This window comes from Stenotrophomonas sp. STEN022 (assembly GCF_056760155.1).
In genome coordinates, this window is the sequence record NZ_JBRREG010000017.1 from 29,195 (window position 1) to 55,051 (window position 25,857).

21 protein-coding genes and 1 pseudogene are annotated in these 25,857 nt (G+C 63.8%); 13 read left to right on the forward strand and 9 right to left on the reverse strand.

What is annotated here, in order from left to right; translation table 11 throughout:
- Window position 1 precedes the first annotated feature (1 nt).
- From rng to tldD, 3 genes are read left to right on the forward strand one after another with little or no spacing between them, the layout of a single operon-like run.
- Entirely contained in the window at window positions 2-1,492 is a 1,491-nt protein-coding gene (rng, locus tag ACVOMF_RS05710; RefSeq protein ID WP_057627141.1) for a ribonuclease G, read from the forward strand.
- A 39-nt stretch (window positions 1,493-1,531) separates the two neighbouring features.
- Window positions 1,532-5,341 carry a YhdP family protein gene (locus ACVOMF_RS05715; protein ID WP_481508400.1) on the forward strand — a complete coding sequence of 1,270 codons (3,810 nt, stop codon included), beginning with the start codon at window positions 1,532-1,534 and terminating at the stop codon, window positions 5,339-5,341.
- A 47-nt stretch (window positions 5,342-5,388) separates the two neighbouring features.
- Complete coding sequence (tldD, locus tag ACVOMF_RS05720; RefSeq protein ID WP_481508401.1) at window positions 5,389-6,834, forward strand: metalloprotease TldD; 1,446 nt, start codon at window positions 5,389-5,391, stop codon at window positions 6,832-6,834.
- Window positions 6,835-7,079: 245 nt separating this feature from the next.
- Here tldD and yjgA read toward each other — a convergent pair whose 3' ends face one another.
- Window positions 7,080-7,679: a ribosome biogenesis factor YjgA gene (gene yjgA / locus ACVOMF_RS05725; RefSeq protein ID WP_481508402.1), complete on the reverse strand. Its 600-nt coding sequence runs from the start codon at window positions 7,677-7,679 to the stop codon at window positions 7,080-7,082.
- 135 nt (window positions 7,680-7,814) lie between these two features.
- Here yjgA and pmbA point away from each other — a divergent pair, with 135 nt between their 5' ends.
- The gene (pmbA, locus tag ACVOMF_RS05730; protein WP_481508403.1) at window positions 7,815-9,182 is read left to right on the forward strand and encodes a metalloprotease PmbA; all 1,368 of its coding nucleotides are present in this window, start codon (window positions 7,815-7,817) and stop codon (window positions 9,180-9,182) included.
- 104 nt (window positions 9,183-9,286) lie between these two features.
- On the forward strand, window positions 9,287-9,658 hold the full coding sequence (locus tag ACVOMF_RS05735; RefSeq protein ID WP_481508404.1) for a DUF4870 domain-containing protein: 372 nt from the start codon (window positions 9,287-9,289) through the stop codon (window positions 9,656-9,658).
- A 182-nt stretch (window positions 9,659-9,840) separates the two neighbouring features.
- Here the strand turns inward: ACVOMF_RS05735 and ACVOMF_RS05740 are convergent, their stop codons facing one another.
- The 5 genes from ACVOMF_RS05740 to ACVOMF_RS05760 all read right to left on the reverse strand — a co-directional run bounded on the left by ACVOMF_RS05740 (window position 9,841) and on the right by ACVOMF_RS05760 (window position 14,698).
- Window positions 9,841-10,719: a polyprenyl synthetase family protein gene (locus ACVOMF_RS05740; RefSeq protein WP_481508405.1), complete on the reverse strand. Its 879-nt coding sequence runs from the start codon at window positions 10,717-10,719 to the stop codon at window positions 9,841-9,843.
- Complete coding sequence (locus ACVOMF_RS05745) at window positions 10,709-10,969, reverse strand: exodeoxyribonuclease VII small subunit (protein ID WP_282269773.1); 261 nt, start codon at window positions 10,967-10,969, stop codon at window positions 10,709-10,711. Before ACVOMF_RS05745 ends, ACVOMF_RS05740 begins: the two co-directional genes overlap by 11 nt.
- 31 nt (window positions 10,970-11,000) lie before the next feature.
- Complete coding sequence (gene tilS, locus ACVOMF_RS05750; RefSeq protein WP_481508406.1) at window positions 11,001-12,299, reverse strand: tRNA lysidine(34) synthetase TilS; 1,299 nt, start codon at window positions 12,297-12,299, stop codon at window positions 11,001-11,003.
- Between the two features lie 174 nt (window positions 12,300-12,473).
- A complete protein-coding gene (locus ACVOMF_RS05755) occupies window positions 12,474-12,959 on the reverse strand; it encodes a WG repeat-containing protein (protein ID WP_481508420.1) in 486 nt (161 codons plus the stop codon).
- A gap of 38 nt (window positions 12,960-12,997) precedes the next feature.
- Window positions 12,998-14,698: an alkaline phosphatase gene (locus tag ACVOMF_RS05760; RefSeq protein ID WP_481508407.1), complete on the reverse strand. Its 1,701-nt coding sequence runs from the start codon at window positions 14,696-14,698 to the stop codon at window positions 12,998-13,000.
- Window positions 14,699-14,849: 151 nt separating this feature from the next.
- On the opposite strand from ACVOMF_RS05760, the gene ACVOMF_RS05765 reads away from it, so the two are divergent.
- From ACVOMF_RS05765 to ACVOMF_RS05795, 7 genes are all read left to right on the forward strand, one after another.
- Window positions 14,850-16,181: a dicarboxylate/amino acid:cation symporter gene (locus ACVOMF_RS05765; protein WP_481508408.1), complete on the forward strand. Its 1,332-nt coding sequence runs from the start codon at window positions 14,850-14,852 to the stop codon at window positions 16,179-16,181.
- Between the two features lie 307 nt (window positions 16,182-16,488).
- Entirely contained in the window at window positions 16,489-17,022 is a 534-nt protein-coding gene (locus ACVOMF_RS05770; protein ID WP_481508409.1) for a hypothetical protein, read from the forward strand.
- Window positions 17,019-17,660: a hypothetical protein gene (locus ACVOMF_RS05775; RefSeq protein ID WP_481508410.1), complete on the forward strand. Its 642-nt coding sequence runs from the start codon at window positions 17,019-17,021 to the stop codon at window positions 17,658-17,660. The genes ACVOMF_RS05770 and ACVOMF_RS05775 overlap by 4 nt, the downstream gene beginning before the upstream one ends.
- 47 nt (window positions 17,661-17,707) lie before the next feature.
- Window positions 17,708-19,084 carry an adhesin gene (locus tag ACVOMF_RS05780; protein ID WP_481508411.1) on the forward strand — a complete coding sequence of 459 codons (1,377 nt, stop codon included), beginning with the start codon at window positions 17,708-17,710 and terminating at the stop codon, window positions 19,082-19,084.
- A 142-nt stretch (window positions 19,085-19,226) separates the two neighbouring features.
- Entirely contained in the window at window positions 19,227-19,928 is a 702-nt protein-coding gene (locus ACVOMF_RS05785; protein ID WP_481508412.1) for a C39 family peptidase, read from the forward strand.
- 12 nt (window positions 19,929-19,940) lie between these two features.
- On the forward strand, window positions 19,941-20,708 hold the full coding sequence (locus ACVOMF_RS05790) for a hypothetical protein (RefSeq protein ID WP_481508413.1): 768 nt from the start codon (window positions 19,941-19,943) through the stop codon (window positions 20,706-20,708).
- 50 nt (window positions 20,709-20,758) lie between these two features.
- Entirely contained in the window at window positions 20,759-22,081 is a 1,323-nt protein-coding gene (locus tag ACVOMF_RS05795) for a transporter (RefSeq protein ID WP_481508414.1), read from the forward strand.
- A gap of 53 nt (window positions 22,082-22,134) precedes the next feature.
- Here the strand turns inward: ACVOMF_RS05795 and ACVOMF_RS05800 are convergent, their stop codons facing one another.
- From ACVOMF_RS05800 to ACVOMF_RS05810, 3 genes and pseudogenes are all read right to left on the reverse strand, one after another.
- Window positions 22,135-23,466, reverse strand: a complete 1,332-nt coding sequence (locus ACVOMF_RS05800; RefSeq protein WP_481508415.1) for a sigma-54 interaction domain-containing protein — start codon at window positions 23,464-23,466, stop codon at window positions 22,135-22,137.
- Window positions 23,467-23,662: 196 nt separating this feature from the next.
- A complete protein-coding gene (locus ACVOMF_RS05805; protein WP_481508416.1) occupies window positions 23,663-24,406 on the reverse strand; it encodes a C40 family peptidase in 744 nt (247 codons plus the stop codon).
- Window positions 24,407-24,512: 106 nt separating this feature from the next.
- Window positions 24,513-25,110: pseudogene (locus ACVOMF_RS05810) on the reverse strand (C40 family peptidase).
- Between the two features lie 46 nt (window positions 25,111-25,156).
- On the opposite strand from ACVOMF_RS05810, the gene ACVOMF_RS05815 reads away from it, so the two are divergent.
- On the forward strand, window positions 25,157-25,636 hold the full coding sequence (locus ACVOMF_RS05815; protein WP_282271251.1) for an FKBP-type peptidyl-prolyl cis-trans isomerase: 480 nt from the start codon (window positions 25,157-25,159) through the stop codon (window positions 25,634-25,636).
- Window positions 25,637-25,857 lie beyond the last annotated feature (221 nt).

Here is a 25,857-nt window from a genome sequence, read left to right on the forward strand (position 1 = left end):
CGTGTCTGAAGAAATTCTGGTCAACGTCACCCCGCGCGAAACCCGCGTGGCGGTGATTGAGAACGGCATGTTGCAGGAGCTGCACATCGAGCGCGGTTGGCGCCGTGGTGTGGTCGGCAACATCTACAAGGGCAAGGTGCAGCGGGTGATGCCGGGCATGCAGGCGGCCTTCGTCGAGGTCGGCCTGGACCGTGCTGCGTTCCTGCATGCCAACGACGTGGTGCGTCCGGCGCCGGTAGCGGCCGATACCGACGAAACCGCGCCCAGCCTGCCGCTGCCGTCCTCGGTGCCGATCGTGGAGTTGCTGCGCGATGGCCAGGACGTGGTGGTGCAGGTGGTCAAGGACCCGATCAGCACCAAGGGTGCGCGCCTGACCACGCAGATCAGCATTCCCTCGCGTTACCTGGTGCTGCTGCCGCAGTCGAAGATGGTCGGTGTCTCGGCCCGCATCGAGGATGAGGGCGAGCGCGCGCGGCTGAAATCGCTGGTCACCGAGATCTCGGCCCAGCACGGCGGCTACGGCTACATCGTGCGCACCAATGCCGAAGGCCAACCGGCCGAGGCCTTGGCTGAAGACATCTCCTATCTGTCGCGGGTTTGGGCGGTGGTGGAACGTCGCGGCCGCGAAGCGCCGCCGTGCAGCATCATCTATGAAGACCTGAGCCTGCCGTTGCGCTCGGTGCGTGACCTGATCCGCAAGGACGTGGACAAGGTCAAGGTCGACTCCAAGGAAACCTTCGGCCAGCTGCAGGCCTTTGTCGCCAAGTACATGCCGGTGCTGGGCGAGAAGCTGGAGCTGTATACCGGCGACCGCCCGATCTTCGACATGTTCGGGGTCGAGGATGAAATCGTCCGTGCCTTGAACAAGCAGGTGCCGCTCAAGTCCGGTGGCTATCTGGTCATCGACCAGACCGAGGCGATGACCACCATCGACGTCAATACCGGTTCCTTCGTGGGCCAGCGCAACCTGGAAGAAACCGTATTCCGCACCAATCTGGAGGCGGCGCAGACGGTGGCTCGGCAGCTGCGGCTGCGCAATCTGGGCGGCATCATCATCATCGACTTCATCGACATGGATGACGCCGAGCATCGCCGCCAGGTGCTGCGCACGCTGGAAAAAGCGCTGGCGCGCGACCACGCCAAGACCACGGTTTACGATTTCTCACCGCTGGGCCTGGTCGAAATGACCCGCAAGCGCACCGTCGAAAGCCTGGAGCGGCAGCTGTCGGAAACCTGCCCGCAATGCAGTGGCCGCGGCAGCATCAAGACCGCCGAAACCGTCACCTACGAGATCTTCCGCGAGATCACCCGCGCCGTGCGCCAGTTCGAAGCCGCGCGCCTGCTGGTGATTGCATCGAGCAAGGTGGTCGCGCGCATAACCGACGAAGAGTCGGCGGCGGTGGCCGAGCTTGAGGAATTCCTCGGCAAAAGCATCCGCTTCCAGGCCGATGACCAATACCTGCAGGAGCAGTTCGATGTGGTGCTGCTCTGAGCCGGCTCACTTCGCCGCACGGAAGCGCGAAGTGAGCTGATGACCACGTTGTTGCGCCACCGCCTGCGCCGCTTCCGTCGCTATGCCTTGATGGCATTGGCGATCGCGTTGGTGTGCGTGGCCTTGCTGGTTGGCACCGTCAGCCAGCTGCTGCCGATGGTGGAGGCGCATCCAGACAAGGTTGCCGCCTGGCTCAGTGAGCGCGCCGGGCAACCGGTTGCGTTCGATAGTCTGGACACCCACTGGACCCGACGCGGCCCCATCCTGCAGCTCGATGGTTTGCGGGTGGGTCAGGGCGAAGGTGTACGCATCGGCCAGGCCGAAGTACTGGTGGCGGTGTATTCGGGCCTGCTGCCCGGCGCGCCGCTGACCGAGCTGCGCCTGCGCGGGCTGGCGTTGACCCTGCAGCGGGCCGATGACGGCCGCTGGTCGGTGCGTGGTCTGCCCGAGTCCAGGACAGGCGGCGATCCGCTGGACGCGCTGCGCAGGCTCGGCGAACTGCAGGTGATTGGCGGTCAACTTCAGGTGCAGGCACCGTCGATCGGCCTGCAGACCCGCATTCCGCGCATCGACCTGCGCCTGCGTGTGGATGGTGAGCGCCTGCGGGTAGGTGCAAAGGGCTGGATCAATACCAAGGCCGCGCCGGTTACCGTGGTATTGGATTTCCAGCGCCAACGCGGTGATGGCCAGGCCTGGTTCTCCGCTGATCCGGCCGAACTGGGTGCATGGTCCTCGTTGTTGAAATTTGCCGGAGTGCAGCTGCGCCAAGGCAAGGGTGAACTGCAGGGCTGGGTGCAGCTGCAGGACAACCGTGTGGTAGCGGTCAGTGCCGAGGGCGAACTGGACGATGTGCAGCTTGCCGGTGCGCCGTTGCAGGGTGTTGCCGCACCGAGCGTCGCCTTCAACAAGCTGCAGCTGCGCGCGCGCTGGAAAGTGATTGACGGCGGCTGGCGGCTGGACGCGCCCAGGCTGCGGATTGCCACCGACAGCAATACCCAGTCACTGGATGGCTTGCTGCTGGCAGGCGGCAAGCACTATGCGGTGCAGGGCAAGCAGCTCGATGCCGGTCCGATGCTGCAGGTGCTTGCGCTCAGCGACCGCCTTGAGCCCAGCCTGCGGAACTGGCTGCATCGTTCCAAGCCGTCGTTGAAATTCGCCGACATCAGTGTGCTCGGTACTGCCGATGGCCCCTTGCGTGCCAGTGGCGAACTGCTGGACGCCAGTTTTGCGCCGGTTGGTGGCAGCCCCGGCGTCACTGGTCTACGCGGTCATTTCGAAGGCGATGCACAGGCGTTTTCGCTGGGTCTGAAGCCGGACCACGTTGTGCGTTTTGATTGGCCGACAGGCTTCGGGGTGCTGCATGAGCTGCAGCTTTCCGGTGATCTGGTCGGCTGGCGTGAAGGCGCCGGTTGGCAGATAGGGACGCCGGCATTGCGGGTACAGGGCCAGAACTACGCCGCCGATGTGCGTGGCGGCCTGTGGTTCCAGGGCGACGGCACCCGGCCATGGATCAGCCTGGCTGCCAAGATCGATGATGTGCCGATGACCGCTGCCAAGCAGTTCTGGGTGCGCTCAAGCATGAGCGACGCGGCGATCGAGTGGCTGGATGCGGCGCTGGTGAATGGCACCCTGCGCGGCGGCACCGGTTTGGCCGTCGGTGACCTGGACGACTGGCCGTTCACCGGCAACAACGGTCGCTTCGAGGCGGGTGGGCATATCGATGACGGCTCGATCCGCTTCCAGCAGGAGTGGCCGTTGATGCAGCACGTCAATGCCGATATCAACTTCATCGGTGGCGGTTTTGATTTGGCTGGCCGCGGGGATCTGGCGGGGGTCAAGGTGGATCGCCTGCGTGCGGGTATCGCCAGCTTTGCCGACTCCAAGCTGGTGGTGCAGGCCAGTACCGTCGACGAAAGCGCGCGCCTGCTGGCGATGCTGCGGCAGAGCCCATTGCAGGCCAGTTACGGCGACACTTTGGACAACCTGACGGTGGCCGGGCCGGCGGCGGTCAATTTCGATCTCTTGTTGCCGCTGCACCACGATGGCGGAGGACATCTGCTGGGCGACGTCGATCTGCGCGACGTGCGCATGGCCGACAAGCGCTGGGACCTGCAGTTCGAGGGGGTGCGCGGCAAGGCCCAATACAGCAGCGAAGGCTTCGACGCGCCGGCTTTGCAGGTACGCCATCAGGAACGCGATGGGATGCTGGCGCTGCGCGCCGGCAAGCCGGTCAAGGATCCCGCGCACGCCTTCGAGGCCGAGCTGAGTGCGGATCTGGATGCAGGCAAGCTGCTGGACCGCGCGCCGGAGCTGGCTTGGCTCAAACCCTATGTGCATGGCACTTCGGCATGGACGGTCGGGGTCAGTCTGCCCAAGGAGCAGGCCGGTGCGCGCACTGGCCCGCCAACCCTGCTGACCTTGCGTTCGGACCTGCAGGGCACCCGCCTGCAGTTGCCGGCGCCATTGAACAAGCCGGCCGCCGATGCCTTGGCAACCACCGTGCAGGCAGCCTTGCCGATGGGGGCGGGGCGGATTGATGTCTCCTTTGGCAAGCTGATGGCCTTGGCTGCGCGCAGCCAGAACGGCAAGACCGGCGTGCAGGTCACGATGGGCAGCGACACGGTCGATCACGAGCCGCCGGCCGATGGGCTGGTGGTCAATGGCCGCACCCCGTCGCTGGACGCGCTGGAATGGATCGGCCTGGCGCGCGGTGGCGACAACGACGGTGGTGTAGCGCTCAAGCAAGTTGACGTATTGGCTGACCAGCTGTTGATGGTGGGCGGGCGCTTCGCGCAGACACGGCTGCAGCTGCGGCCCGGTGCCGATGCGGTTGCCGTGCAGCTTGATGGGCCGGACCTGGCCGGCAACCTGCGGGTACCTACCGCCGACGGCGGCACGGTGAGTGGGCAGCTGTCGCGGGTGCATTGGCAGGCAGCAAAGGCGGCCGCGGCCGAATCCAGCGACACCCCTGCCGAACCAATCAACCCGGCCAATATCCCGCCGCTGGCACTTGATATCGACGACCTGCAATTCGCCACGGTCAAGCTTGGCCAGACCCGTCTACGCACGCGCCCGACCAGTGACGGCCTGCAGGTACAGGAGCTGGCGATCCGCGCGCCCAAGCAGGTCATCGACGTGCACGGCGAGTGGCGTGGCATGGGCGTGCAGGCACGAACCCAGGCAACGGCGCAGGTACAGAGTGAAGACCTGGGCGACTTGTTGCAGCGTCTTGGCTATGCAGGGCAATTGCGTGGCGGCCAAGGCAAGGTGAATCTGCAGACCGGTTGGCAGGGCGGGCCGATGGCCTTCAACCTGGCCACGCTGGAGGGCGGCATGGACATGAACCTGCGCAATGGCCAGTTGCTGGAAGTAGATCCCGGCGCCGGCCGTGTGCTCGGCCTGCTCAGTGTGGCGCAGTTGCCACGGCGGCTGCTTTTCGATTTCCGCGACCTGTTTTCCAAGGGCTTGGCATTCAATCATGTCGAGGGCGCGATGCGTTTTGGCGATGGCCAGGCCAGTACTGACAAGGTCGCCATCGAGGCGCCAGCAGCGGAGATCACCATCCGCGGCCAGGCTGACCTGGTTGCCCAGCAGTTCAACCAGACCATTGACGTGAACCCGCGTTCGGGCAACCTGCTCACCGTGGTGGGTGCAGTGGCCGGTGGTCCGGTAGGTGCGGCAGTGGGTGCCGCAGCCAACGCGGTGCTGGGCAAGCCGCTGGGCGAGATCGGCTCCAAGACCTACAAGGTGACCGGGCCATGGAAAGACCCCAAGGTCGAAGTGCTGGACCGTGACGCCGTCCGTCTGCCGCCCCCGGTAGTTACGCCCGGCGCTGCCAGCAACCCTTGAATCTGTGCAGGCTTGCATGCGGCCAGCCTGCCCCCATCTGGATAGTCATGACCGAAAACGCTCTCACGCTCGCCGAAACCCGCCTGCTGCTGCCCGCAGGACTGGATGCCAACCGTCTTGAACGCACCTTTGGCACCTTGCTGGGGCCGGGCATCGACTTTGGTGATCTGTATTTCCAGCATTCGCGCCGCGAGAGCTGGAGCGTGGAGGACGGCATCGTCAAGGACGGTGCGCATTCGATCGAGCAGGGCGTGGGCGTGCGCGCGATTGCCGGCGAAAAGACTGGCTTTGCCTACTCGGACGATATCCAGCCGGCAGCCCTGCTGGCCGCTGCACAGTCGGCACGCGCCATCTCCCGCGAGGGCGGTGAGCAGAACGTGCGCTCGCTGGTGCGCGGCAGTGGTCGCGCGCTGTACCCGGCGCTGGACCCGGTGGACAGCATCGGCAACGAGACCAAAGTGGAAGTGCTCAAGCGTCTGGATCGCTACCTGCGTGCGGCCGATAGCCGCGTGCAGCAGGTGATGGTGAGCCTGTCCGGCGGCGTCGATACGGTGCTGATCGCGCGCAGCGACGGCGTGTTGGCTGCTGACGTGCGCCCGCTGGTGCGTTTGAACGTACAGGTCATCGTCGAGCAGAACGGCCGCCGCGAGTCCGGCTATGCCGGTGGCGGTGGTCGCTACAGCTATGAAGAACTGTTTGCCGGTGAACGCCCGGAAGCCTTCGCCCGCGAGGCGCTGCGCCAGGCACTGGTCAATCTTGAAGCCATTCCGGCGCCGGCCGGGGTGATGCCGGTGGTGCTCGGCCCGGGCTGGCCCGGCGTGCTGCTGCACGAGGCGGTAGGCCACGGTCTGGAAGGTGATTTCAACCGCAAGGGCACCAGCGTCTACGCCGGCCGTATCGGCGAGCGCGTGGCCTCGCCGGGCGTGACCATTGTTGATGACGGCACGCTGGAAGGGCGCCGCGGTTCGCTCAATATCGACGACGAAGGCACCCCGACCCAGTGCACCACGTTGATCGAGGACGGCATCCTGGTCGGCTACATGCAGGACACACTCAATGCCCGTTTGATGGGCGTTGCGCCGACTGGCAATGGTCGCCGCGAGTCGTTCGCGCACATGACCATGCCGCGCATGACCAACACCTACATGCGCGCAGGCAACCATGACCCGGAAGAGATGATCCGCTCGGTGAAGAAGGGCTTGTACGCGGTCAACTTCGGTGGCGGCCAGGTCGACATCACCAGCGGCAAGTACGTGTTCTCGGCCACCGAGGCCTACCTGATCGAGGACGGCAAGATCACTGCGCCGGTGAAGGGGGCGACCCTGATCGGCAACGGTCCGGAGACCATGCAAAAGGTGCGCATGATCGGCAACGATCTGGCGCTGGATGAGGGTGTGGGTATCTGCGGCAAGGACGGGCAGAGCGTGCCGGTCGGTGTCGGCCAGCCGTCGTTGCTGATTGATGGGCTGACGGTGGGTGGTACGCAGGCTTGAGGGTACGGTTCAGGCTGAAGGGCCTCCCTCATCCGCCCTCCGGGCACCTTCTCCCGTAAACGGGAGAAGGGATTGCAGAGCTGCAGTTCGAGCTGACTCCGCCAAATTCCAAATTCCAGCCGTCCCTTCTCCCGCGAGCGGGAGAAGGGACTGTCCCCGCGAAGGCGGGGATGCCCCGAAACGGGCGGATGAGGGGAAGCTTTTCGCTACAGAACCAAACCAGCAGCAACGCCCCTCAATCCAGATCAATCCTGCTCGTCTTCACCTTCAACATCATCAGCAGCGTCGTCATCACCGCCACCAACTTCCGCAGCCGCGCTCAATACCGGCACCAGCATCAGCTCGCGCAACACCTGGTAGATCTCGCGGAAGGCGCGCGGCGGCTTGTTCTTGGCCTTCTCGGCCAGCGCATTGCGCACCAGCGTGCGCAGGGCTTGGCGGTCGGCCTCCGGATGCTCGTCCAGCAGTTCGCCAAGGGCGACGTCGCCTTCGGCCAGCAGCCGTTCACGCCAGCGCTCCATGCGGTGCATGATCGCCACTTCGCGGCGCGAGGTCTCGCTGTTGGCATCCAGTGCGTTGCGGATCGCGTCCAGCGTCTCGTCTTCCTCGCGGCGCATCTGCTTGGCCAGGAAGGCCAGCTGGCGCTTGCGCGCGCCGTGCGAGGTGATGCGCTTGGAGTACTCGATGTGTTCCAGCAGGCCTTCGGGGATCGGCAGGCGCGCCAGCTGCGCCGGGGTCAGCTCCACCAGGGTTTCGCCCAGTGCCAGCACTTCCAGCGCTTCGCGCCGGTTCTGGCTACGGCTTTCGCCCAAAAATTCACCGGTTTCTTGATCGCGTCCGCGCATCGCACTGCTACCTACTAAACTTCATGACAGGAAAGCCTGGCGCTCGCCGGGCTCCACGAAAAACCCACGTCACGCCGCCGCCAGTCAAGCAAGACCGGGCAGATGTGAAGGGATTTGGCCACCAAGGATAAAGCATTGAACGCCATTAGCACCGATAAGCCTGCCGTCGACGACAGCCTGCAGCGCCTGGAACGCCTGACCGGCATCTCCCAGCGCCTGCTGGAACGGGCCCGCGCCATGGGCGCCAGCCAGGCCGAGGTCAGCTGCAGCGAGGACCGAGGGCTGGACGTGAACGTGCGCCTGGGCGAGGTGGAGACGGTCGAAGCTACCCACGACCGCGGCATCGCGGTGACCGTTTACTTCGGCCAGCGCAAGGGCAGCGCCAGTACCGCCGACCTGCAGGAAGCCAGCCTGGAGGCCACAGTGGCCCAGGCCTGCGCCATCGCCCGCCATACCGAGGACGACCCGGCCTCCGGTCTGGCCGATCCGGCGTTGATGGCCACCGAGTTCCCAGACCTGGACAGCTGGCACCCCTGGGAGTTGAGTGCCGAACAGGCGCTGGATCTGGCGCTGGCCTGTGAATCGGCTGGCCGTGCCAGCGACAGCGGCATCAGCAATTCCGACGGTGCCTCGGCCTCCACCGCGCAGAGCGTGTCGGTGTATGCCAACTCGCATGGCTTTATCGGCCGTGACCGCAGCAGCCACCATTCCATCGGCTGTGCGCTGATCGCCGGCCAGGGCGACGGCATGCAGCGTGACGGTTGGTACACCAGCGCCATCGCCCGCGAAGACCTGGACGACCCGGCAGCGGTGGGCCTGCGCGCGGCCGAGCGTACCGTCGCCCGGTTGCAGCCGCGATCGCTGCCGACCGGCGAGGTGCAGGTCTTGTTTGCTGCGGAAATGGCGCGCTCCCTGATCGGCCACCTGCTCAGCGCGGTCTCCGGTGGCGCCCTGTATCGCCGCGCCAGCTTCCTGCTCGACAGCGTGGACACCCAACTGTTCCCTGACTGGTTTGCCATCGACGAACTGCCGCTTCTGCGTCGCGGCCTACGCTCCAGTTCTTACGACGGCGAAGGCGTTGCAACCCGCAACTCGGCCTTGATTACCGACGGTATTCTGCAGCGTTACATCCTGGGCAGTTACTCGGCGCGCAAGCTCGGCTTGCAGACCACGGCCAACGCCGGTGGCGTGCACAACCTGAAAGTGAAGGCCAATGCTGGCGACCGCGCATCCATGCTGTCGGGTATGGGGACGGGGCTACTGGTGACCGAGTTGATGGGGCAGGGCGTGAATGGCATCACCGGTGATTACTCACGCGGAGCCGGTGGCTTCTGGGTCGAGAACGGGCAGATCGCCTATCCGGTTGACGGCATTACCATCGCTGGCAACCTCAAGCAGATGTTTGCCGGCATTGAAGCAGTGGGTACCGATGTGGACCCGCGCTCGCATGTTTCCACCGGCTCGATCCTGGTGGGGAAAATGACCGTGGCAGGTAATGATTGACGGAGTCTTGCCAAACAGCGGACTATTCTTACGTGGGAGCTGATGTGCTCCCTATAGTTGTCAGCCATTACGGATAAACCCTTTACAAGGATCTTGGGGAAACAATGAGCGATTACCAGACCACTCCGCCGCCGGCACCGACCAGCGCAGGCGCTTCCGACGACAACAGCATTGCGATGCTGGTGCACCTGTCGGGCATCTTTTTCAGCTTCATCGTGCCGTTGATTGTTTGGCTGATCAACAAGGACAAGCCGGAAAAGGCCTTCTTGAATGCCAACTCCAAGGAAGCGCTGAACTTCCAGCTGACCCTGCTGGGCGCCTACTTCATCAGCGGCATCCTGATGGTGGTGCTGATCGGCTTCCTGACCTATGCCGTGGCATGGATCGGTGGCCTGGTGTTCGCGATTCTTGCTGGCCTGGCTGCCAACAAGGGCGAGACCTACCGCTACCCGATGACCATCCGCCTGATCAAGTAATCGGCGCGGTGTTTGTTCGACAAAAAGCCCGGGGAATCCCGGGCTTTTTGTTTGGGTAGAGAGCGCTCGTTTTGCCCCTTCCCTTTGCCGAAGGCAAGGGCAGGGTTGGGAGGTGGTGGCTTTGCGCTGTTGCTTTGTGAGCTTCGCGGCTTACGCCGCTCGCACAAGACCAGCAGTTGCGCTCAATGCGAGCGACGCACCGTCAACTCGGCCAATGCCGACAATGCCGCCGCGCGCTGGCCGAACGGTATCAGTGCCGCCTGCATTGCCGTTGCCAGCTCGGCCAGGGTGGCCTTGGCGCCGTCCATGCCCAGCAATGAAGGGAAGGTCGACTTGTCCTGCGCCTGGTCCTTGCCGGCGGTCTTGCCCAACTGCTCGGAGCTGGCCTCGACATCGAGGATGTCGTCGCGGATCTGGAAGGCCAGGCCCAGCGTGTCGGCGAAGCTGTCCAGCTGTGCAAGCTGGGCATCGCTGGCTTCACCACACAGTGCGCCCATGCGCACTGCGGCGCGGATCAGTGCACCGGTCTTCATCGCATGCATGCGCTTGAGCTCGTCCAGTGCCTGCTGCTGCCCGGTGGCGTCGATGTCCAGCGCCTGCCCGCCGCACATGCCGGCAGCACCGGAGGCACCGGCCAATGTCTTCATGCAGTTCAGCGCCAATGCCGGTGGCATCCAGGCGTCGGCGAGGATCTCAAAGGCGCGGGTCTGCAAGGCATCACCGGCAAGGATCGCGGTGGCCTCGTCAAAGGCGATATGGGTGGTCGGGCGGCCGCGACGCAGGGCGTCATCGTCCATTGCGGGCAGGTCGTCGTGCACCAGCGAATAGGCGTGGATGAACTCGACCGCGATCGCTGCGGCGTCGAGGCGCGCCTCATCGGCGCCGAACAGATAGCCGGTGGCGTAGACCAGCATCGGCCGCATGCGTTTGCCGCCACCAAGCGCTGCATAGCGCATGGCCTGGTGCAGGCGTTGTGGGGCGAGCTCCGGATCGGGCAGGGCGTCCTGCAGCTGTTCTTCGGTGCGTTCCAGCCAGCGGGTGAGCAGGGCGTCAGTCTTCATTGCCGCTGCTTTCAAAGGGTTCGGATTTCTCCGGCTGGGCCGGATCGGTAACCAGGCGTACGCGCAGCTCGGCCTGTTCCAGCGCCTGTTGGCACTGGCGGTAGAGACCTACGCCACGTTCGTAAGCGGTCAGCGACTGGTCCAGACTCAGGTCGCCAGCTTCCATCTTCTCTACCAGCTGCTCCAGTTCTTCGAGTGATTGCTCGAAGTGGGCGACCGGTGAGGTTTCATTGGGGGACTTCTTTGCCATGACGCAAGTGTGAGCGGCCAGCGGGAAAGGGTCAATTCACCGGATCTGGCGATTGCCACTCCAGGGATGCGCTGCGGACCTGTAGCCAATCCTGCAGCGGGGCCGAGATGACCCGATCCGCTGCAGCCAGCACGCTGTCGCCAATGCAGAGCAAGGGCAGCTGAGCACGTAGCCATGGCGGCACATCGGCTTGCTGCAGGCAGTGTTTGAGCTGGTGGCTGTGGCTGCGCCCGGGCAACTGGATGCGTTCGCCGCCGTGACGTTGGCGCAGTTGCAGCGGTTCATCGAAGGCGTCCGCGCCGCGCAGCAGCAATTTGCCGCCGTCGGGTAGCTCCACTGGTTCAGCGCCGTCCCACTCCCGCGTCCAGCCCTCGGGCCAGGGCTTGATCAAGGGCACTGCATGCAGTTGGTCACGCCAGCGCACGATGCGGGCCTGCTGCCAGCGGAACTCGGCTTGCTGGTCATGGCCAGCGGCCATCAGTTGTTGTTGGATGGCCAGTACACCATTGGCCGGCAGTGCTGGCAGTCCTTGTTGCTTCGCCCATAAGCGCAATACCCGGGTTTGCTGTGGGGCTGCGAGCTGGTTGAGCTCGGTCAACTGCAGTGCATTCCCTGCACTCAGGCAACGCAGCAACAAATTTGCGTCATTCTCGTGTAACAGCGCCGCTGCCTGCGACGCGAGCTCGGCGCTGCGGGCCATCGCAGCTGAGGCGTGCGGCCAACGTTGACGCAGCAGTGGTAGAACCTGCAGGCGCAGGAAATTGCGGTCGAAGTCCACACTGCTGTTGCTGGGGTCCTCGATCCACTGCAGTTGATGCTGGCTGGCATAGGTCTCTAGTGCGCTGCGCGCTACCTGCAGCAGCGGCCGCCACAAGGTGTTGATCCCGAAGCTGCGTTGCGCCTGCATCGCGGCTAGACCATCGACACCGGCGCCGCGCAGTGCGCGCAGCAGGAAGGTTTCTGCCTGATCGTCCTGGTGATGGGCCAAGGCCAGCCATTCGCCTTCGCGCAGGTGGGCTTTGAAGGCAGCGTGGCGGGCATCGCGGGCGGCCGCTTCCAGCCCTTGGCCAGCGTCGCGCGGAACATCGACATGCACTACCTGCAGCGGGATGTCCCACTGCGCACAGAGGTTGGTGCAATGCTCTTGCCAGTCATCGGCAGCCTTTTGCAGCCCGTGGTGCACATGCAGTGCGCGCAGGCTGGCGGGCTGGCGTCCAGGGGCGTTGGCCAGCAGATGCAGCAGCACGGTGGAGTCCAGGCCGCCGCTGAAGCCGACCATCACCGGGATGTCGGTTGCGGGCTGCAACAGGGAAGAGGAAAGCGGGTTCATGACCGCGCCGAGTATCGGCGGCGGCGGCGATGGCTGCAATTGTTGGTGCGCCGTGTTGTGGGAGCGGTGAGAGCCGCTAAGCAGATTGACCCTCAGATTGCTGGTGGGCTGGCGATTTCATTGTTGCCAGCTTCGCGGCTGACGCCGCTCCCACGAATCCACCCAAGACCAGGCTCAGGGCAGGATCTTGCCGTGGCGATCGATGCGGTAATGCTTGCCGCCCTCGATGGCGGTGTGGCCGCCGGGGTCGGGTTTGCCTGGTGCGCAGCCCTGGCAGACCTCGGCAACACCGTCCTTGAACGGCCAGCCCCAGTCGAAACTGGCGGCAAAGGCCGGTTGCAGTTGACGGTCGTAGTAGCCGATCTGGCCGTCGACCATGGAACGGGTCAGGCCTTCTTCGAAGGCATCCGGGCCGTTGTCGTAAGTAATCACCGGCAGATGGCGGCCATCGCGACGCAGGTAGTAATGCTGTTTCCCTGCACTGACCGCGGTCAGCCCATCAGCATCGTACTCAAGCTGCGCCAGTGCCGTTTCGGCGACGATCAGCCTGCCATCGCCGGTCCGCTTGCAGCCTTCCAGAATCTTGAACGTATCGGTGTCCATCCGGTAGCAGGCATCGTCGGCCAGCGCGATCGCTGGCAGCGAGACCAGTGACAGCATCGCTGCCACTGGCCATCCGGCACGTTGCCGGAGCAGGCTCACTGCGCCTTGCGTTCGAACTTGGCCGGCTGCGGCAGCTCGACCGGTACGCCCTGCGCGTCGCAGGTGCCAAGTGCGCACAGACGCTCACGCAGGCGCGGGGTGGACTGCACGATCAGGTGGTAGATGGTGTTCTGTTCCATCGTGCCGCGCACCGCCTTGCTGCCGGGGCCGCGTGCCCAGATGCCGACGTCTTCACCGCCGTGCGATTCGCTCTTGGACGGCACCAGCGCTTCCTGCATGTAGTCCGGGTGCTCGGTGTCGACATGGGTAAGGTCGGGGCGGCCGTTGGCGGCTTCAAAGCTGCTCGGGCCGTGCGGGAACCGCTTCGGGCCGGCCGGCTGCTGGTTGCTGGCACCGGTGTAGCCCGGGCCATTGGCATAGCTCAGGGTGGTGTAGGGCATGCCCATGCCGTCGCGGGCCAGGTCCAGTGCGCCCATGCCGTCTTCGCCGCCCTTGTCCTTGACCTTGCCGAGGATGGCGTTGCCGCGTGCCGGGTAACCGACGAAGTTCAGCGTATGCGAGTGGTCGGCGGTGACGATGATCAAGGTGTCTTCGGCCGACGTGGCCTCCACCGCAGCCTTGACCGCATCCGACATGGCGATGGTGTCGCCCAGTGCGCGGGCCGCATTGCCGCTGTGGTTGGCGTGGTCGATGCGGGCGCCTTCGACCATCAGCACGAAGCCTTCCTGATGCTTGGATAGGTTGGCGATGGCGGCGCGGGTCAGTTCTGCCAGCGACGGCTCACCGGCGCGGTCCTTGGGGCGATCCTGCTCATATTGCATGTGGTCCGGCTCGAACAGGCCGAACAGGGCCGGCGCGTTGGCGGCAGCCTTGAGCTGGTCGGCATTCCACACGTAGGCGCCCTGCGGGTGCTTGGCCTGCCATTCGGCGACCAGGTTGCGGCCATCCAGGCGCAGACCAACCTTGTCGGCGTATTCCGGATCCTGCTCGTTGATGGTGGTGAACTGGCCGCGACCGCCGCCCAGTGCAACCAGTGGGCCCTGGCCGTAGCGCGAGGTGGAGATCAGCTGCTGGGCAATGTCCACGCAGCCGGCAGCCTTGGCCGCTTCCGGCAGGTCGGTGTCGTTCTCCCAGTTGCGTTCGGGCGAGTGCGCGTAGGTTGCCGCCGGGGTGGCGTGGGTCAGGCGTGCGGTCGAGACGATGCCGGTGGCCATGCCGGCGCTGTCGGCCAGCTGCAGCCAGGTCAGCAGGCCCTTGGGCAGGCTGTCGGCGCAGTTGTTGCGGCTGCCGGCGCTGACCCCGATGGCGCCCATATGACTCTTCACGCCGGTGGTGATGGCGGTCATGGTCCCGGCCGAGTCGGGGGTCTGTGAGTCGGTGTTGTAGGTCTTGCTGAACGCAGTGGCCGGGAAGCGCTCCCAGGACAGCAGGTTCTCTTCACCTGGCTGGCCCTTGCGCTGGCCTTCGAGGATGCGTGCGGCGGCCACGGTGGTCAGGCTCATGCCGTCGCCCAGGAACAGGATGACGTTCTTGGCCTTGCCGGCCATTGCGCCATTGCCAGCGGCGCGGGCGGCACCGTCGCGGTACCACCACTGCGGCGTTTCCCCGTCCGGGTGGTTGATCTGGGGGACGTCAACGCTGAGCGCGTTGGTCGGACCGGTCTGCGAGCCGGTGCTGGCGCAGGCGCCGAGCAGCAGGGTGGACAGGGCGGCGGACAGGAAACAGGCTTTTTGCATCGGGGTTGTTACCGCTGGATGAATACAGACCCCCATTATGGTCAAGCGTGGAAGGCATGCATATGACACGCAGCTTTTCTGTGTGGGCATCGTGCTCGCCCAGGCCTTGCGCTATCGTGGCAACCTTCGATTTGTTTTCCGGATTGACGATATGAATGTGGTTTCTGCCTGGCTGCGGATCCCTTTCTGGCAGCGGGTGGTCGGCGGCTTCGTGCTGGGCGCGCTGGCTGGCTGGGCGCTGGGACCGGCGGCTGAGACCTTTTTCGGTCCGTTGGGCGAGCTCTATGTCACCTTGATCAAGATGATCGCGGTGCCGCTGGTGTTCTTCGCGGTGATCAACGCGATCGGCTCGCTGCACGGGCAGAAGTCGGTGGCCGCGCTCAGTGGCCGCACCTTCCTGTGGTTCGTCATTACCGCTGCGTTGGCGGTGGGCATCGGCTTGCTGGTCGGTACGGTGATGCAGCCGGGCACTGGTGGCCTGAAGCTGGCGGTGGATTCGGCCTACACGCCGCGTGACGTGCCATCCATCGCCAAGGTGCTGATGGATGTGGTGCCGTCCAATGTGTTCTATGCGCTTGCGGGTATCGGCACCAAGGCCAATGCGGCCGGTGAGCAGGTGCTGGCGGCCGGCCGCGGCTCGATCCTGCCGGTGATCTTCTTCGCTGGCCTGCTCGGCTTTGCGATGGTCAAGCTGGGCGAGAAGGTCAACGAGGCACGCAAGCTGGTTGGCCAGATGAGCGAGATCATGATCCAGGTGACCCGCTTCGTGCTGGAGATGACGCCGCTGGGTACCTTCGGCCTGATCGCAGGGCTGGTCGGCAGCTACGGCTTCGAGAAGCTGCTGCCGCTGGGTAACTTCGTGCTGGCGCTGTATGTTGCCTGTGCGCTGCATATCGTCATCGTCTACAGCAGCCTGCTGCTTGCCCATGGTCTGAACCCGTGGAAGTTCTTCCGCGGCGCGGCGCCGGGCATGCAGGTGGCATTCGTGGCCTCGTCGAGCTTTGCAGCGATGCCAGTGGCGATGCGTTCGATCAGTGACAACCTTGGCGTCAACAAGGACTACGCCTCGTTCGCGGTGCCGCTGGGGGCGAGCATCAAGATGGATGGCTGCGGGGCGATCTACCCGGCCTTGTGTGCTGTGTTCATCGCCCAGTACACGGGCGTGCCACTGACGCCGGAACAATACGTGATCGTGCTGATCGCATCAGTGCTGGGCAGCTTCGGTACGGCCGGCGTGCCAGGTACTGCGGTGGTGATGGCGACGGTGGTGTTGAGCGCGGCCAACCTGCCGCTGGAAGCGATTGGTTACCTGTACGCCATCGACCGTATTCTCGACATGATGCGCACCATGACCAATGTCACCGGGCAGATGGTTGTACCGGTGATCGTGGCCAAGGAAACCGGCCTGCTTGACCAGCAGGTATACGACGCTGCGGGTACGCCGGCGATGGGCGCTGGTGCGAATGGACGCCATCTGGATTAGTGACGCTGTTGCTGCGAGGTAAGGAGAAGGCCGGCATTGCCGGCCTTTTTCATGTCGACGGTTGTTGCTTGTAGCAGGTGTAACACTGGTCTGTAACAAGGCTGATACAGCGGTGTGAAAGCCAGACCACGTCAGCCTTTTGCGGCTCCATCGGTGCTGCCCTACGTCGTATCTGATAGCCGTACTGCTGTTACATGGATACACCTGCAGTTGCCAGGGTGAGTTATTAACCAATTGTTTTTGCAGGTAATAATTGCTTGGCACGGATGCTGCTCTAACACTCGCGTTGGTACGAGTGGACGACGCAATGGACAGCTGGACCCTACATCGTTATTCCGCCCTGATCGGATTGCTGCTGGTCAGTACTGTCGCCAGTGAGGCCGCAATGGCTTCGGGCGCACGTCAGGGCGTAAAGGCACAACCGGGTGAGATCGTGCTGCTGCGTGATGTATCCACGCGGCCGGCCTACCGCATGGCACCGCCGGGCATGGCCTTGATTGCCGATCCCTCTCCGCGCAAGGAACTGAGCTCTGCGTTGGGGGTCGGTGGCATGAGCGAGCTCAGTGATGACGACTATGCGGCAATGGGCTCGGGCATGGCTGGCAGTCAGCTGGCTGGGCACGGCCAGACCACGGTCGAGAGGGTAACCACCGGGATGGTTGGTGGGACCTTGGGACGCGTAGTTGGCGATGACGGCATGTTGTCCGGAGGGCAGTTGTCACGTGCCATCGGTGGACCGATGGGTGCTGTGGGCGGTGCGACGCGCGGCATCGGCGACCAGGTGCGCGGTGCCTTGGCACAGTTTCCACTGGGCCAGCCGGCCGGGCCGGGTGGCAAATGAACACCTCCATCGTCCGCCGCTCTGCTGCCTTGCTTGTAGTAGCGCTTTCCGCAACTGGTTACGCGAACGCGCAGTCGGGCACTGACAGCTACAGCGGGATGCTGTCCTATCTCTCCACTGATACGCGGATTGAAGGGGGAGCCATGGCTGGCGCCAATGGCTCGATCAAGATCAATCAGGCTGCGGGTGATCTCAACCTGCAGGCCAACCTGCACAGCATGGCCAACGGCCAACAGGCATCGGCCGGTGTCAGCAGCCTGCAGCAGCGCCAGTCCAATCTTTTCGATTCACCGATGCAGGCCACGGCCACCATCGGCGGCAATGCGCTGGCCGGGGCCGGTGGTATTGCTTCAATCAATCAGGCCAGTGGCGGCGGCAATGCGGAGTTGAACTCCGTCACCGCGACACTGGCCGCACAGGGCATACGCGAGGCAAGTGATGAGGCCATGACTTCATCCGAAGTGCTCGCGTCGGCAGGGGGGCAGGCCATCGTCAGCGACCCACGTGCTACCCGACGGGTAGGTGTGGAGGCATCCGCGTTGCGCGGATTTGACGGCGTACTGCAACTCAATCAGATCGCGGGATCAGGCAATGCAACGGAGAACAGATTCAGCATCTCCGTGCAGGGCACCCCGTGAGCACAGCTCCATCCACCCGATGCATCAGAAAACCTGAAGAGGGCACCATGAAAGCGAATAAATGGACAGTACTCGCCATGGCGGTTACCGCATTCACCATGAGTGCGGCAGCCAATGCGGCGGACGACCAGAACGCGAGCGCGAACATCAATCACCAGCACAACGTGAATGAGACGCGCACGCACACCAATACCAACGTCGATACCGACATTGATCTGAAGTTGGATGCCGCAGCCCGCCTGCGCTACAACGACACGCGTACCAACACCGAAACCACCACGACCGTAACCGAGAATGTGCAGAAGACCTCGAACATCTCGGCCGACGAGCGCAAGGAAAAGAACAACCACGGTGTTGATGTGAACCTCGAGAAGGATATCCGTCTGAGCTCGGACGTGAACTTCTCCGGTGATCCGACCATTACCGGCAACATCGATCTGGATTCGGCTGCGATTGCCCTCATTGACAACCGTCAGTCGGTCTCGAACAACCACGCCCGCAATGGCTTGCTGGACAACACCGCAACGATCGGCGATGACGTGGGTTCCGAGGCCTCGGGCAACCTCGGCTTCAACGTGGCTGCCGGTGACAACAACACCCAGGACAATGCTGCCGCACTGTCCGCTGCTGATGCGTCCTTCAGCTTTGGCATGGCCGACGCGGAAGTGTTCGTGAACCAAGCCGGCATGAACAACATGACCTGGAACCATGGCGTGACCAATGCGGCTGGTATTGGTGACAACGCCTTCTCCGGCGCAGCCGGCAACATCGGCGTCAACGTGACCTCGGGCAACAACAACGAGCAGAAGAACGCTCTGGCTGCCTCGGTTGCAACCAGCGCCTATGCGACCTCGACCATCAGCTCGAACCAGAGTTCGAGTGGCAACAAGGTCGAGAACAACGGCTACTACGACCGCATGGTCAGCACCGTCAACGTAAGCCTGAGCGGCAAGGTGACGGGTACCACCACGGGCACCGGCACTGGCGAGTACGCTGGCACCGGTAATTCCTACCAGAAGACCAACTTCTATCCGGACAACTGGAGTGGCGACACGCATCCGGCCGGAAACCAGACCGGTCACTCTGATTGGGACAACCAGACCCAGGGTGCCGTCGCCAACCCGAATCGTCCGGGCGTGGGGGGCATGGCATGGGATACCGATGAGAAGGGCAACCTCAAGTTCAGCGAGATGGGAACTGCTGACCTGACGGCCAGCCTGAGCGGCCAGGTAACCACCGTTGACTGGGTGGCGGTCAATGCGACCAATACCGCCAGTCTGTCGGGTTCGGCGTTCTCCAACGCTTCCGGCAACATCGGTGTGAACGTGTCCTCGGGCACCGGCAACCTGCAGGCCAACAGCCTCGCGCTGGCGGTTGCACAGCCGTCAACCGGTGGTGGTGGCGGTACCGGTAACGAGCCGTAACCGGATGCGTCATCCGCGTGGATGACGCACTGGCTTGGCGTAACAAACCCGGCCATCCGCCAATGACCGGGTTCCGGGAGCCCCCATTCCCCTCCCCCGGGAGGGGGCTCCCACCTTCCGGCGCTCTGGAGGTACTACGCTCATGTTTGCTCGTTCGCTGCTGTTGGCTTGTGCGTTGAGTGTGTCGCCGGGCCTGCTGCATGCAGGCGAGGTGGCGTTCAGCAGTGTGTTGCCCAATGGTGCGTTGTACAGCGGCAAGATCGAGAGCATGAAGGAACGGCGCTTCCGTAACCTGGTGCGGCAGCAGACCGATTACAGCTGCGGTGCCGCGGCGTTGGCGACTATCCTCAAGCATGCCTACCACCTCAACACCGACGAGGCGACGGTGATCGAGGGCATGATGGGTGTGGCCGACCCGGAGTTGGTGAAGCAACGCGGATTCTCGTTGCTGGATATCAAGCGTTACGTGGAATCCCTGGGTATGCGTGGTCGCGGCTATCGGATTGATGAAGAGCGGCTGATGAACCTGCGCGTCCCAAGCCTGGTGTTGATGGATGTACGTGGCTTTCGCCACTTTGTCGTTCTCAAGCAGATACGTGATGGCATGGCCGAGGTCGCTGATCCGATTCTCGGCAACCGCGTTGTGCCGTTGCCGGAGTTTCTTGAAGCCTGGCCGTCGCGCGCGGTATTCGTGGTCATAGGCAGCGACTTCGATCGCAATACGGTGCTGCTGCAACCCAGTGAGAGGCCCAGTGCACGCGCGCTGTATGCACGCCAAGGGGCCAACCCCATTACCGATGCGGAACTGGTCGATTTTGGCTTCAGCCATGCCGACCTGTTCTGAAGGAGTGTTGTGATGAACGTATTCAAATTCGCCCTGCTGGCTTTGGCGCTGAGTGTCGCGCTGCCGGCGCTTGGCGCGGAGGCACCACAGAAGCCGGGCAAGGGCCTGCACGAGATCCCCGACCCGGAGCTCAACCTGATGCGTGGTCGCTATACCGTGGGTGGCAATGCGGTGGCATGGTTCGGGGTGACCATGGTCTCGACCTGGCAGACCACGACTGGCCAGAGCCTGCAGGGCGCCATGACGCTTGGCATGGACTTCAGCAAAGGTGGCAACGTACCGAAGGTGACGTTCACACCCATCGTCAGCATCACTGATGCCAACGCGCCGTTGCCTGATGCCAGCGGACGCAGCATCGATGGCAGTGGTTTGAACAACGTGGCAGGTGTCAGCCAGAGTGTGCAGATTGCCGGCGACGGCAACCGCGCCAGCAATGTGATGCATCTGAATGTACGCAACGATGGCATTGTGCCGGGCAGTAGCGGCTCGGTAGCGGGTAATGCGGCGGCACAGTCGGGTGACGCAAGTGCTGTAGCCAGCTTTGACGGCAATGCGGCACGCTTGCAGCTGACCATCCAGGGACAGGGTGCGGTGCAACAGTGGCTGCGTAGTGGCAGTGTTGGCCAAAGCGTCCAGTTGACCAGCGATGGCCAGTTGGTCAGTAACCGGCTGCAGATCGATCTGGTAAGGGAGTCGATGGCGGGGAACCTGCCGTTGGCCCAGAACGTGGCACAGGCCATCACGCTCAATCGGGGGATTGGCGGGATAGGCGGGCAGTGAGCACGCGCCTGGCGCGTGCATTGGTTGGTTCAACGTAGAGGAACGACACAATGAAACGACTGGCGATGGCGGCGCTGGTGAGTCTGACTGTTGCTTCACCACGGGTGATGGCGCAGGAGGCGACAACCGGCAGTAAGGATGCAGAGGACGTAAGGGCACTGGTGGCACAGCTGGAGGCGCTCAAAGCCAGCTACGCCCAGGAAGTGCGGCGTCTGCGCGAGCTGGACATGCAGGTGCAGGCAATCCAGGCGCGGGTCAGTGGCAAGACTGCACAGGCGTTGCCGCCCCCTCCGCAGCCCGCGGGCGAGGCAGCGACTGCTCCGGTTGCTACGGCGCCGCCAGCAGCGGCAGCGCCTGCTGGTGAGGGCTATGCCAGTAGTGCGGCTGAAGCGCAGCAGGCCAAGGAAGCGGCGCGGCGCAGTGTTGACGATGTGAAGCAGCAACAATCGGCACTGTTCAATCAAAAGCTCACGCTGGAAAACAGCATCACCTACGCACGTTATGACCGCAAGCAGCTGACCCTCAATGGCTTCCTGGCGTTGGACGCGATCTTTCTCGGCAACATCGCCATCGAAAACGTCGAGTCCGATTCGCTCACCTACAACTTTGCTGCACGCTGGGGCCTAAATCCCCGCCTGACCTTGAATCTGGATGTGCCCTACATTGCCCGCAAGACGATCTACCAGAAGGGCGGTGCGGGTGGTTCAGCGGCTGCCATCGCGCAGGAGGAAACCCATGGCACCGGCATTGGCGATGTCACCGTCAGTGCCAACTACAAGCTGTTTGGCGAGCGCGGCTGGCGCCCGGAAACCGTCCTGACCGGCGGTATCACCGCGCCGACGGGGCGCGAGCCCTATGGCCTGGATTGGAAGGTGATCGAGCGCGACGATGATGATTTCATCCGCTTCGCGGTGCCGTCGAAACAGCCGACCGGCAACGGTCTCTGGCAGGCGAACATCGGCCTGTCGGCGGTGAAGAGTGCGGACCCGGCGATCCTGTTCGGCAACATCGGCTATGTGCGTTCGTTCAAACGCAGTTTCGATGACATCGATGCCAATCCGGACACGGTCAATCCTGGTGAGGTGAACCTGGGTAACTCGTATTACTTCGGTGCGGGTGTGGCATTTGCATTCAACGAGCGGACCAGCCTGAGCATCTCCTTCAGTGATCGCATGAGTGCACGTGCCAGTACGCGTTACAAGAACGGCAAGTGGATGAAGGTGATCGGCAGTGATGGCAACGCGGGCACACTCAATCTGGGTGTGACCTATGCGCTGACATCCAAGGCGACTTTTGTCAGCATGCTGGGCATTGGCCTGACCCCGGATGCGCCGGATTTCACCTTGGCGTTCAAGGTGCCTTACATGTTGTGACGATGTGTGCAGGATGAGCGTGGATGAAGGGCGGAGGCGCTGCGTTCAGTCGATCAACGCAGCGCTTCCAGTTCCAGGTGGTGCTTGCGGCACATCCGGTAGATGGTGACCCGCGAGACCTTCATCAATCGCGCGCACGCGCTGATGTTGTATTGGCTTTGTTGCAGGCAGGACAGCAGGGTTTCGCGTTCGGCATGACAGCGTGCCTGGCTGAGTTGGGCGCCATTCGCGGGCTGATTGAGCTCCAGATCGGCGCAGCTGATCAATTCGCCTTCGGCGGTGATGGCCGCACGTTGTACGCGGTTGAGCAGTTCGCGGACATTGCCGGGCCAGGGAAAGCGGTCCATCGCCTGGCGTGCTTCAGTGGTGTAACCGCGCGCGCGGGTGGGGTGGCGGGTGCGGAAGTTGCGGAGGAACTGGCGGGAAAGCAGCTCGATGTCGCCATCGCGTTTGCGCAGTGGCGGCATCGCCAGGCGCAGCACGTTCAGGCGGTAATAAAGGTCGCGACGGAAGCGGCCTTCTTCCACCGCACGTTCCAGATCCACGTGGGTGGCGGCGAGGATGCGTACATCCACCGGGATGGGCTGATTGCTGCCGACCCGTTCGATGGTGCCTTCCTGCAATACCCGCAACAGGCTGGTCTGCGCATCCAGTGGCAGGTCGCCGACTTCATCCAGGAACACGCTGCCGGTGTGTGCGGTTTCAAACAGGCCTTGGCGACGGCCGGTGGCACCGGTGAAGGCTCCACGCTCATGACCGAACAGTTCCGACTGAACAAGGGTGGAAGGAATGGCACCGCAGTTGATGGCCTGGAAAGGCTTGCCATTGCGTGCCGACAGGCGGTGCAGCGCATGTGCGGCGACCTCCTTGCCGGTGCCGGTTTCTCCGGTGATCAGGACGGGGAGATCCACCGGCGCGTATTTACGCAGGGTGGCACGCATGACCAGCATCACCTCGCTCTCGCCGAGCAGGGTATCCAGCACGTCTTCACTGGCTGCGTGAGGTATTTCATTGCTCAGGCCCTGCAGCCCGCGCAGCAGTTCCTTCAGATCCGGTGGGTGTGGGAACTGCTGGCGGCAAGCAGCAAGCAGGGGATGCCGCGGCAGGTTCTCGATGTCATCGGTGGCCGGGGTGATGGCAAACAGTGGCATATGGTGATGCTCGGCGGTGAGCTTGCCGATGCGCTCCAGCTCACTTTCCGAGCTGGTGCGGAAATCGATCAGGCCAACCACCGTGTCGCCGCCACGCATGCCAATGTCGGCGGGCTGTTGGGGAAGTACCGTCCGTACCTGCCAGCCATCCGCAGCCAGCATTACTTTCTCCCTTGCCCCCGGATTTCCAAACCAGATCACACAACGTGTACTTGACACAGATGTCGCGGCCATGCCTGGTCACTCCTCCATTCGGCGTCACCATATACCTGTGATTCACGCATGCGCAATCGTATTTGGCACTTTGTTGCAGGCGGCAGAAGTGTTGTTCGTATTAACTTTTGTGCAAGGAGAGTGATCTGAAAAGGCATGCAATAAAAAAGCCGCAACCCAAAGGTTGCGGCTTGGCAGGTAGTGGCCGGCAGGGCGCTTACAGCGCCATGCGGCGGGCCTGCATGAACTTGTCACCCCAGTAGCCGGTGAGCAGGGTGTCGGTGCGGACGTCCTTGCCGGTGCTCGGGGCATGCAGGAAGCGGCCCTCGCCTACGTAGATGCCTACATGGTCAACGCGGCCCTTGCGACCGAAGAACACCAGGTCGCCAGCGGCCAGCGCCGCCCGGTCATTGATCAGTTCGGCATTGGCCTGGCTGGCCATTTCGCGCGATACGCGCGGCAGCTCGACACCCAGGGCGGTACGGAACACGTAACCGACCAGGCCGCTGCAATCAAAGCCGGCGTCCGGCGAGGTGCCGCCCCAGCGGTACGGAGTGCCCAGCAGGGTCATGGCGCGGCGCAGGATGGACTGCACCTTGCCATCGGAATCATTGGCCAGCGCTGCCTCGGTGGCAGCGGAGACACCCTTGGAGGCGTCGTAGGCGGAAATCAGGCGGCTCAGATCGCCGGCAAACATCGCCGAGCGGTCCATCAGCGGAATGGTGTCGCTGGCGGCAAGATGCGGCAGCAGCGCGGCGAGGGTTGCAGTGGCAGCGCTGTCAGCCTTGCTGCGCGGTGCTTCGGTTTTGGCCGCCGCGGGCTTGGCAGCCGGGGCGGTATCGGCGCTCTGAGCGAGGGCTGGCAGGCTGGCCAGAGCCAGTGCCGCGGCGCAGATCAGGCGGCGGAGGGTGAGCGGAACAATCTTGGGCTGGCTCGGATGGGACGTGTTGTCAGTCGTCACGCGGCAGTCACTGGAAAAAGTCGATGGGGGATCATGCCTTGTGAAACGTGTGGATAGGTACAAATTTCGTTAATAAACCGTTATTTTTCGTGGTGAAAGTCTCGTTTTATCGCAATACCCGCTTCGCACCGGTGTAATGATCGCGCCAATAGGCTCCGTCAAGGTGGTCGAGGCGAACCGTTCCGCCGGTGCTGGGCGCGTGTACAAACCGGCCTTCACCGACATAGATTCCCACGTGCCAGACGTTGCCTTTGTTGCCGAAGAACACCAGATCACCGGCGGTCAGACGGTCGGGAGCGATCTTTGGTCCCTGGATGGCAGCCAGTTCGCGCGAGGTGCGTGGCAGGTTCAGTGCCAGCATGTCCCGATATACGTAAGTGACCAGGCCGCTGCAGTCGAAACCGGACTCCGGAGTGTTGCCGCCGTAGCGGTACGGGGTGCCGACCAGCCCCAGGGCCCGCATCAGCACCGAGGCCGCCGCGGCGGGGTCTGCAGGGGCGACCGGCGAGTAATTGCGGGCCGGATCGGGTGCTGAGGCCCGTTTCGGGGGGCTGTGCCCGCAGGCGGTCAGCAGTGCGGCGGTCAGGAGCGTGGCCGGCAGGCGCCACGAGCGGAAGCGGGGAACTGGCGTGATGTGCATGGAGCCCGGATAATGCGCCACCTTAGAAGGCCGTCATCATGGCGGCGTCCCCGGCGGCCGACAAGCCGCCCCAACGTCTGCCAGCGGGCAGCCATTTATCAGAGTTGCGCATGAAGATCGAAAAAGACCGCGTCGTCCGTTTCCACTACACCGTCTCCGAGGTCGGCCAGGAGCCGATCGAAAGCTCCAAGGACCGTGATCCGTTGGCCATCCTGATCGGCCACGGCAACATCATCCCGGGCCTGGAAGCGGCGATGATGGACAAGGAAGCCGGCGAAAGCTTCGGCGTCGACGTGACGTCGGCCGATGCTTACGGCGAGCGCCGCGAGGGCATGACCCAGCGCGTGCCGAAGAAGCACTTCGGCAAGACCCCGCTGATCCCGGGCACCCAGGTGATCCTGCAGACCAACTTCGGCCCGCGTGCGGTCACCGTCGAGAAGGTCGGCATGACCGTGGTTGACGTCGACCTGAACCACCCGATGGCTGGCAAGGACCTGCATTTCGACGTGGAAATCGTTGAAGTGCGTGAAGCCAGCGAAGAAGAAGTGCAGCACGGCCACGTGCACGGCGACGGTGGTCACCAGCACTAAGCGCTTGCCGCAAGGCAATGCAGCATCGGAGCGGCCGGCGAAAGCGGGCCGGTCTGCGGTGTAGGGCTGCTCCCATGTAGTGGGGGGGGGGGGGGGGGGGGGGGGGGGGGGGGGGGGGGGCGGGCGGGGCGGGGGGGGGGGGGGGGGGGGGGGGGGGGGCGGGAGGGGGGGGGGGGGGGGGTGGAGGGTGGGGGGGGGGGGGGGGGGGGGGGGGGGGGGGG

Bases quoted from the DNA above. Each gene is read 5' to 3' on its own strand.
- ACVOMF_RS05790 (WP_481508413.1), top strand. From the start codon at position 19,941: ATGAACGTATTCAAATTCGCCCTGCTGGCTTTGGCGCTGAGTGTCGCG.
- ACVOMF_RS05815 (WP_282271251.1), top strand. From the start codon at position 25,157: ATGAAGATCGAAAAAGACCGCGTCGTCCGTTTCCACTACACCGTCTCC.
- tldD (WP_481508401.1), top strand. From the start codon at position 5,389: ATGACCGAAAACGCTCTCACGCTCGCCGAAACCCGCCTGCTGCTGCCC.
- ACVOMF_RS05770 (WP_481508409.1), top strand. From the start codon at position 16,489: ATGGACAGCTGGACCCTACATCGTTATTCCGCCCTGATCGGATTGCTG.
- ACVOMF_RS05775 (WP_481508410.1), top strand. From the start codon at position 17,019: ATGAACACCTCCATCGTCCGCCGCTCTGCTGCCTTGCTTGTAGTAGCG.
- ACVOMF_RS05760 (WP_481508407.1), bottom strand. From the start codon at position 14,698: ATGCAAAAAGCCTGTTTCCTGTCCGCCGCCCTGTCCACCCTGCTGCTC.
- ACVOMF_RS05715 (WP_481508400.1), top strand. From the start codon at position 1,532: ATGACCACGTTGTTGCGCCACCGCCTGCGCCGCTTCCGTCGCTATGCC.
- ACVOMF_RS05740 (WP_481508405.1), bottom strand. From the start codon at position 10,719: ATGAAGACTGACGCCCTGCTCACCCGCTGGCTGGAACGCACCGAAGAA.
- ACVOMF_RS05745 (WP_282269773.1), bottom strand. From the start codon at position 10,969: ATGGCAAAGAAGTCCCCCAATGAAACCTCACCGGTCGCCCACTTCGAG.
- ACVOMF_RS05735 (WP_481508404.1), top strand. From the start codon at position 9,287: ATGAGCGATTACCAGACCACTCCGCCGCCGGCACCGACCAGCGCAGGC.
- ACVOMF_RS05795 (WP_481508414.1), top strand. From the start codon at position 20,759: ATGAAACGACTGGCGATGGCGGCGCTGGTGAGTCTGACTGTTGCTTCA.
- yjgA (WP_481508402.1), bottom strand. From the start codon at position 7,679: ATGCGCGGACGCGATCAAGAAACCGGTGAATTTTTGGGCGAAAGCCGT.
- ACVOMF_RS05800 (WP_481508415.1), bottom strand. From the start codon at position 23,466: ATGGCCGCGACATCTGTGTCAAGTACACGTTGTGTGATCTGGTTTGGA.
- ACVOMF_RS05785 (WP_481508412.1), top strand. From the start codon at position 19,227: ATGTTTGCTCGTTCGCTGCTGTTGGCTTGTGCGTTGAGTGTGTCGCCG.
- tilS (WP_481508406.1), bottom strand. From the start codon at position 12,299: ATGAACCCGCTTTCCTCTTCCCTGTTGCAGCCCGCAACCGACATCCCG.
- ACVOMF_RS05755 (WP_481508420.1), bottom strand. From the start codon at position 12,959: ATGCTGTCACTGGTCTCGCTGCCAGCGATCGCGCTGGCCGACGATGCC.
- ACVOMF_RS05780 (WP_481508411.1), top strand. From the start codon at position 17,708: ATGAAAGCGAATAAATGGACAGTACTCGCCATGGCGGTTACCGCATTC.
- ACVOMF_RS05765 (WP_481508408.1), top strand. From the start codon at position 14,850: ATGAATGTGGTTTCTGCCTGGCTGCGGATCCCTTTCTGGCAGCGGGTG.